5 protein-coding genes and 1 pseudogene are annotated in these 6,119 nt (G+C 72.2%); 5 read left to right on the forward strand and 1 reads right to left on the reverse strand.

The features are described from left to right. Window positions 1-705 (reverse strand): annotated as a pseudogene (locus AB0J09_RS53735) (RNA methyltransferase); the annotation flags it as partial. A 434-nt stretch (window positions 706-1,139) separates the two neighbouring features. Here AB0J09_RS53735 and AB0J09_RS53740 point away from each other — a divergent pair. From AB0J09_RS53740 to AB0J09_RS53760, 5 genes are all read left to right on the forward strand, one after another. Continuing rightward, window positions 1,140-3,092 (forward strand): hypothetical protein, encoded by a 1,953-nt coding sequence (locus AB0J09_RS53740; protein WP_360709913.1) that lies wholly within the window; start codon window positions 1,140-1,142, stop codon window positions 3,090-3,092. Between the two features lie 183 nt (window positions 3,093-3,275). Further along, a complete protein-coding gene (locus AB0J09_RS53745) occupies window positions 3,276-3,842 on the forward strand; it encodes a TetR/AcrR family transcriptional regulator (protein ID WP_360709915.1) in 567 nt (188 codons plus the stop codon). Window positions 3,843-3,946: 104 nt separating this feature from the next. Beyond that, window positions 3,947-5,371, forward strand: coding sequence for an MFS transporter (locus AB0J09_RS53750; protein WP_360709917.1), 1,425 nt, complete (start codon window positions 3,947-3,949; stop codon window positions 5,369-5,371). Between the two features lie 41 nt (window positions 5,372-5,412). Next, window positions 5,413-5,853, forward strand: a complete 441-nt coding sequence (locus AB0J09_RS53755; protein ID WP_360709919.1) for an SRPBCC family protein — start codon at window positions 5,413-5,415, stop codon at window positions 5,851-5,853. Between the two features lie 27 nt (window positions 5,854-5,880). Beyond that, the coding region (locus AB0J09_RS53760) for a carotenoid oxygenase family protein (RefSeq protein WP_360709921.1) at window positions 5,881-6,119 on the forward strand (239 nt) is incomplete at its 3' end.

The following is a 6,119-nucleotide window of genomic DNA, read 5'->3' on the forward strand; positions in this document are numbered from 1 at the left end:
GGCCGCCGCATGGAGCGCGGCGGGGTCGTGGTCGAAGCCCAGCAGTCGCGTGGCCGGCGCCAGCGCGTGGGCCTCGATCAGCGTGGTGCCCGCGCCGCAGCACGGGTCGAGCACCGTCCCGGCGTCTCCGAGGCGGGCCAGCGCCGCCATGGCGGCGGCCACCGGCGGGTGCAGCGTGCCCCGGATCGAGGCCGTCTTGTACGCCCGCCGGTGCAGCGGCCGCTCCGCCGGCCGCAGCGCGATGAGCGCTTGATCGCCCTCGATGGTGACCCGCCATGACATCGCGTCCCGAGGCGGCCGCCCCCCGTCCCTCCTGGAGTGGTACGGCAGCCGCAACGGCCGCGCCAGCTCGGCCCCCACCGCGTCCTCGATCTCGAAGCGGGTGTAGTTACGGCGCCCGACGAACGACGCCGACACCTCCACCCCGCTCACCGGGTATGCCGGCCCGCCCGCGTCCACGGTGCGGGCCGCGTGCGCCAGCCGGCGCAAGGCGGAGCGGCCGTGGCCGATCCCGTCCACCACGGCGGCGGCGAGGAGCACGTCGTCGGCCATCCGCAGGCCCAGCAGGTCGGCCCCCGGCGCAGCCTCGAACCACACCTCGCGATGGCGCACCCCGCGCACCACACCCAGCCTGGAACGTCGAATCTCCGCGGCCACCAGGGGCTCGATGCCATGCACGGCCCTGGCCACGGCAAGCGTATGCAACTGTCCTTCTCCCACGTCGCGACCCGGGACGGCGCTCGCTCAGCCGTCCCGCATCGCCGGCGGTGGGGTCGTCCGCGACCCGCCGGCGGATCGCTAGCGGAGGTGGAAGAAGTACATGAGCGTCACCCTAGAGTCCGGCCGCGACCGAGGGCCACAGGTTTTCGCGAGGGAAAGGCGGCGGCTCCCCGGCGTCGCGCCGAAGTACCACACGAGGCCTCAGCAGTCCGCCGGTGTCGGTGGTCGGGGTGGTAGCGATGCCGGTGAAGCCGACGGTTTCAGTCGGTGCCGGTGCTCGCCGGTCGGCGGGTGGTTGATCTGTCCGGTTATGGGAGGTTTTATGAGATCCTGTCGGTTCGGAAGGGAGCGCGGTGGTTGATAGTGGAGTGGGGCGGTCTTGGGGGGATCGGCTCAGCCGGGCGCGAGAGCGGGCCTTTGTGGGGCGGGGGGCCGAGCTTGAGGTGTTCGGGAGGGCGCTCGACGGGGACGCGGAGGCGCCGTTCGCCTTCTATCTGTCCGGGGCCGGCGGGATCGGGAAGTCGGCGCTGCTGCGGCGGATGGGGGACCGTGCCCGGGACGCGGGGCGGCGGGTCGTCGAGCTGGACGGGCGGTTCGTGGGGCGGGACCCGGCCGAGTTCGAGCAGGCGGCCGAAGATTTCGTCAGAGAGCCGCAGACCGTGCTGTTCATCGACTCTTTTGAGCACTGCCAGTGGCTGGAGAACTGGCTGTGGCAGCGGTTTCTGCCGCGAGCCGCGGAGGGGGCGCTGGCCGTCGTGGCCGGGAGGCTCGCACCACAGCCACAGTGGACCGCGGATCCGGCGTGGGCGGGGCTGCTGCTCGTCCGGGAGCTGACCGCGCTGTCGGAGGGGGAGGCCCGGGAGCTGCTGGCGGCGGCGTCCGTGCGGCCCGAGCGAAGGGGCCGGGTGCTGCGGTTCGCGGGCGGCAACCCGCTCGCGTTGACGCTGGCCGCCGCGGCTGACGCGACAGGCCGGACCGACGGTGATGGCACTCCGTCGGCCGAGGTGCTGCGTACCCTGCTCGCGGGCCTGATCGGCGAGGTGCCCACCGCGGCCCATCGCCGGGCACTTGAGGTCGCGGCGCAGGCCCACGTCACCAGCGAGGAACTGCTGGCGGCGGTCCTGGCGGACGACGACGTGCATGAGATCTTCACCTGGCTGCGTGAGCTGCCGTTCATGGAGTCGAACGCGCGCGGCCTCTACCCGCATGACGCTGCCCGCGAGACCCTGAAGGCGGATCTGCGCTGGCGGGCTCCCAACGCCTACGGCACGATGCGACAGCGGCTGGCGGAGGAGTATCTGCGCCTGCTGCGGGAGGCCCCCGAGGAGCGGGTGCGCGCCGTCACCGACGAGCTGTTCTACCTGTTCCGGGAGGTCGAGAAGCTGGCCAAGACCCGCGTGTGGGCGACGCCCGAGGACGAGGTGCACGAGAGCGCGCTCCACCCCGACGACCACGACCTGATCCTGCGGATGGCCGAGGAGACCGAGGGCCCTGAGTCGGCGGCCCTGGTGCGGTTCTGGTTGGACCGCCAGCCGGACCGCTTCAGCGTCTTCCGGCTCATCAGCACCGGACGCATCGTCGCGTTCACGGCCCGCCTGGTCCTGCCAGCCCCGCCGGACGAGACGGAGATCGCCGCCGACCCGGTGCTCGCGGCGGCATGGCGCTACAGCGAGGAGACCTCGCCAGTCCGGCCCGGCGAGCACATCGCGATGACCAGGTTCTCGATCTATCCGGAGCACTACCAGGAACCGTCCCGGGTCATCGACCTGAGCAACTCCCGGGTGCAGGCGGAGGCGGCCCGGGCCCGCGGCCGCGCCCACGGCTTCCTGCCCTACCGGGACTACGACGCCTGGGCCGAACGACTGCGGGGCGTCCTGGTCGACAGCGGCGAACGGCCCAGCGTCGGGGGACGGACCTACGGCCTGTTCACCATCGACTGGCGCAAGATCCCTGTCGAGTCCTGGCTCCGGCACCTCATCAACGCCACTGAGATGCCGTCGCTGTCGGGGCCGTCCGGAGTCTCGCGCATCGCCTTCGACCAGGGCGTCCGCGAAGCGCTCCAGCACTGGCGCGCTCCCTCCGCGTTCGCCGCATGCTCGCTGCTGCGGGCCCGGCTCGTCGCCGACTCCGCCGACCCCGTGGCGGATCTGCGTACCGTGCTGCGGGAGGCGGTCGAGGAGATCGCCGCGGACCCGCGCAGCGCTCGGGCGCGGGATGTCCTGGCCGCGACCTACTTCTCCGGGGTGCCCACCCAGGAGGCCGCCGCCCGTCGGCTGAGCCTGCCGTACGGCACCTACCGGCGCCACCTGCGCCAGGGGCTCGACCTGCTCTGCGAGGCGCTCTGGCAGCGGGAGCTGTACGGCACCCACTGACGGGTGGACAGCGGTGGACAGCCGTGGACAGTGCCAGGCCGGTACGGGACTGGGAAGTGGACAGCGGGCACTGGCAAGCTCTGCGCCATGGACCTCACCGGACAGCGAGCCCCGCCGGACCACCCCGACCGGACCACCGCGGAAAGATTTGACGCAGAGAAGTGTGAGTGGTTTATTACTCACATGCCGAGCAATCAACCGCGCCACCTGTCCACCGCCGAGGAACGCCGCGAGACGGTGCTGCGCACCGCCATCAGCGCCTTCGCGGCACGAGGCTACTGGGGCACCGCCACGACGGAGGTCGCCAAGGCCGCCGGCATCTCCCAGGCCTACGTCTATCGCCTGTTCCCCAGCAAGGAACTGCTGTTCGTCGCGGTCGTCGAGCGCTGCTTCGTCCAGGTGCGGGCCGCCTTGGAGCGTGCCGCCGCCAAGGCGACGGGCAGCTCTCCGGAGGTGGTGCTGCGGGCGATGGGTGACGCCTACGCGCAGCTGATCAGCGACAACGACCTCATGCTGATCCAGTTGCACGCCCAGGCCGCGGCCGTGTCCGAGTCCGCGGTGCGCGACGCCGTCCGGCAGGGCTACGCCCGGCTGGTGGAGTATGTGCGCGGCGCCTCCGGCGGCGATGAGCAGCAGGTCCAGGAGTTCTTCGCCCGCGGCATGCTCTGCCACCTCCTCGTCTCCATCGAGGCAGACGAGGTGAAGGCGCCCTGGACGCGCACCCTGACGGCGGGCATCACACACTACTGAGCCCGCAGCCGGCCGTTCGGCCGGGGCGCATCGGCGGGGCGCGGCCCCGCCTCTCTTTCACTTGCAAGAGTGAGTGGTCAGTCACACACATCTGGAGTAAGCTCATGAGAAAGCCACCCGCGGGGGCCGCCCTCACGGCGCTGGCCGCCGCCCAGTTCACAGTCATGCTCGCCACCTCGATCGTGAACGTGGCGCTCCCGCAGATCCGCGCGGGGGTCGGACTGTCCGACGGCGGCACCACCTGGGTGGTCAACGCCTACGGCCTGGCCTTCGGGGCTCTGCTGCTGTCCGGCGGACGCGCCGCCGACCTGCTGGGACGCCGCCGGGTCCTGCTCGCGGGCCTGACGGTCTTCGGTGTCTCGTCGGCGGTGGCCGGGCTGGCGGCGTCGTCCGGCGTCCTGATCGCCGCCCGTGCCGTCCAGGGGATGGGCGCCGCGGCCATCGCCCCGGCGGCACTGGCACTGGTCATGGACCTTTTCCCGCCGGGCCCGGGACGGGGCAGGGCGCTGGGGGTCTGGGGTGCCGTCTCGGGCGCGGGAGGCGCGGCGGGTGTGCTCCTCGGCGGTGTCCTCACGCAGGCGTGGAGCTGGCCGTCGATCTTCTATGCCGTCGCGCTGGGGGCGTTCCTCGTGCTGGGCGCCGCCTCCGTCCTCGTCCCGAGGACCGCGGGTGGCGGCGGCGGACGGTTCGACCTGCTCGGCACCACCACGATCACCCTCGCCCTGACCGGGCTGGTGTGGGGCCTGACCACCGCCCGCAGCGAAGGATGGGCCGACGGCCGGGTGCTGGGCGCCTTCGCGCTCGCCGCCGTGATGGCCATGGTCTTCGTGCGGGCCGAGCGCAGGCATCCCCACCCCCTGGTACCGCCGCGGCTGTTCGCCGCCGGCTGGGTGACCGCGGGGAACGTCCTGATGGCCCTGTTCGGCTCGGTCTGGATCGCGCTGTTCTTCTTCCTGCCGCTCTACCAGCAGCACGTCCTGGGTGCCGGCCCGCTGGTCACCGGGCTCGGGCAGTTGCCGCTCGCCGGGGCGAACATGCTCGGCCCCGCCCTGGCGCCGCGGATCGCGCGCCGGATCGGCGCCCGCGCCACGGTGGTCGCAGCTCTGCTGGCCGAGGCCGGCGGGATGGCGTGGCTGTCGCGGATCAGGGCGGACGGCAGCTTCCTCATCGACGTTCTCGGCCCGAGCGTCCTGATCGGCCTCGGCCTGAGCGTCGCGTTCGTCCAGCTCACCGCCCTGTCCATCGAGGGCGCCGCCAAGAAGGACTCCGGCCTGGCCGGAGGACTGGTGAACACCACCCGCCAGGTCGGCGGCGCGATCGGCCTGGCGGTCCTGGCCACCGTCGCCGAGTCCGTCACCACCCACGCCGCCGCCCACCGGCCGCACCTGGAGGCCATGACCGACGGCTACCGCACCGCTTTCGGTGTCTCCGCCGCGGTCCTGACGGCGACCGCCCTGCTCGCGGCTTTCCTCACCCGGCGCCGTGCCGCGCCGCATCGGGAGGCCGTCCACGCGGCCCCCGCCTCCTGACCACGCACCACCAATCCCATCAATCGAAAGGAACGCCCAACATGCACACCATCGACGAGTCCGCGCCGGTGATCGTCCGCCTGTCCACGACGATCGACGCCCCGCTGGAGAGGGTCTGGGCCCTGCACACCGGCATCGACTCTTGGGCGAGCTGGAACACCGACATCGACCAGGCCGTCCTCGACGGGCCGCTCGAGCCCGGATTCTCCTTCCGCTGGAGGACCCACGGCCTGGAGATCACCTCCACCCTCCAAGAGGTCGTCCCCGGCACCCGGATCGTGTGGGGCGGCCCTGCCAACGGGATCACCGGCATCCACGTATGGACCTTCGAGCCCACCGGCGAGCAGGTCACCGTCCGAACGGAGGAGTCCTGGAGCGGTGCCCCCGTCGAGGCCGCCGCCGAGGAGCTCGGTCAGGCCCTCCACCAGTCGCTCGAAGCCTGGCTCGACGCCCTCAAGAACCGCGCCGAGCAGGACGCCTGACCACCGACAGAAAAGAAAGGTTCCGTCATGTCCGCCAAGCCCTACCTGATCGGCCACTACACCCCCGCCGTCGACGAGCTCAGCGCCGCCGACCTGCCCGTCGAGGGTCACCTGCCGCCCGAGCTCACCGGCCGGCTGATCCGCAACAGCCACAACCCGAAGGCGGGCGTCACCCCCACCCACTGGTTCAATGGCAACGGCATGGTCCACGGCATCCGGCTGCGCGACGGCCGCGCCGAGTGGTACCGCAACCGCTGGGTCCGCAC

Source organism: Nonomuraea sp. NPDC049784 (assembly GCF_040659615.1).
GTDB lineage: Bacteria > Actinomycetota > Actinomycetes > Streptosporangiales > Streptosporangiaceae > Nonomuraea.

Bases quoted from the DNA above. Each gene is read 5' to 3' on its own strand.
- AB0J09_RS53755 (WP_360709919.1), top strand. From the start codon at position 5,413: ATGCACACCATCGACGAGTCCGCGCCGGTGATCGTCCGCCTGTCCACG.
- AB0J09_RS53745 (WP_360709915.1), top strand. From the start codon at position 3,276: ATGCCGAGCAATCAACCGCGCCACCTGTCCACCGCCGAGGAACGCCGC.
- AB0J09_RS53750 (WP_360709917.1), top strand. From the start codon at position 3,947: ATGAGAAAGCCACCCGCGGGGGCCGCCCTCACGGCGCTGGCCGCCGCC.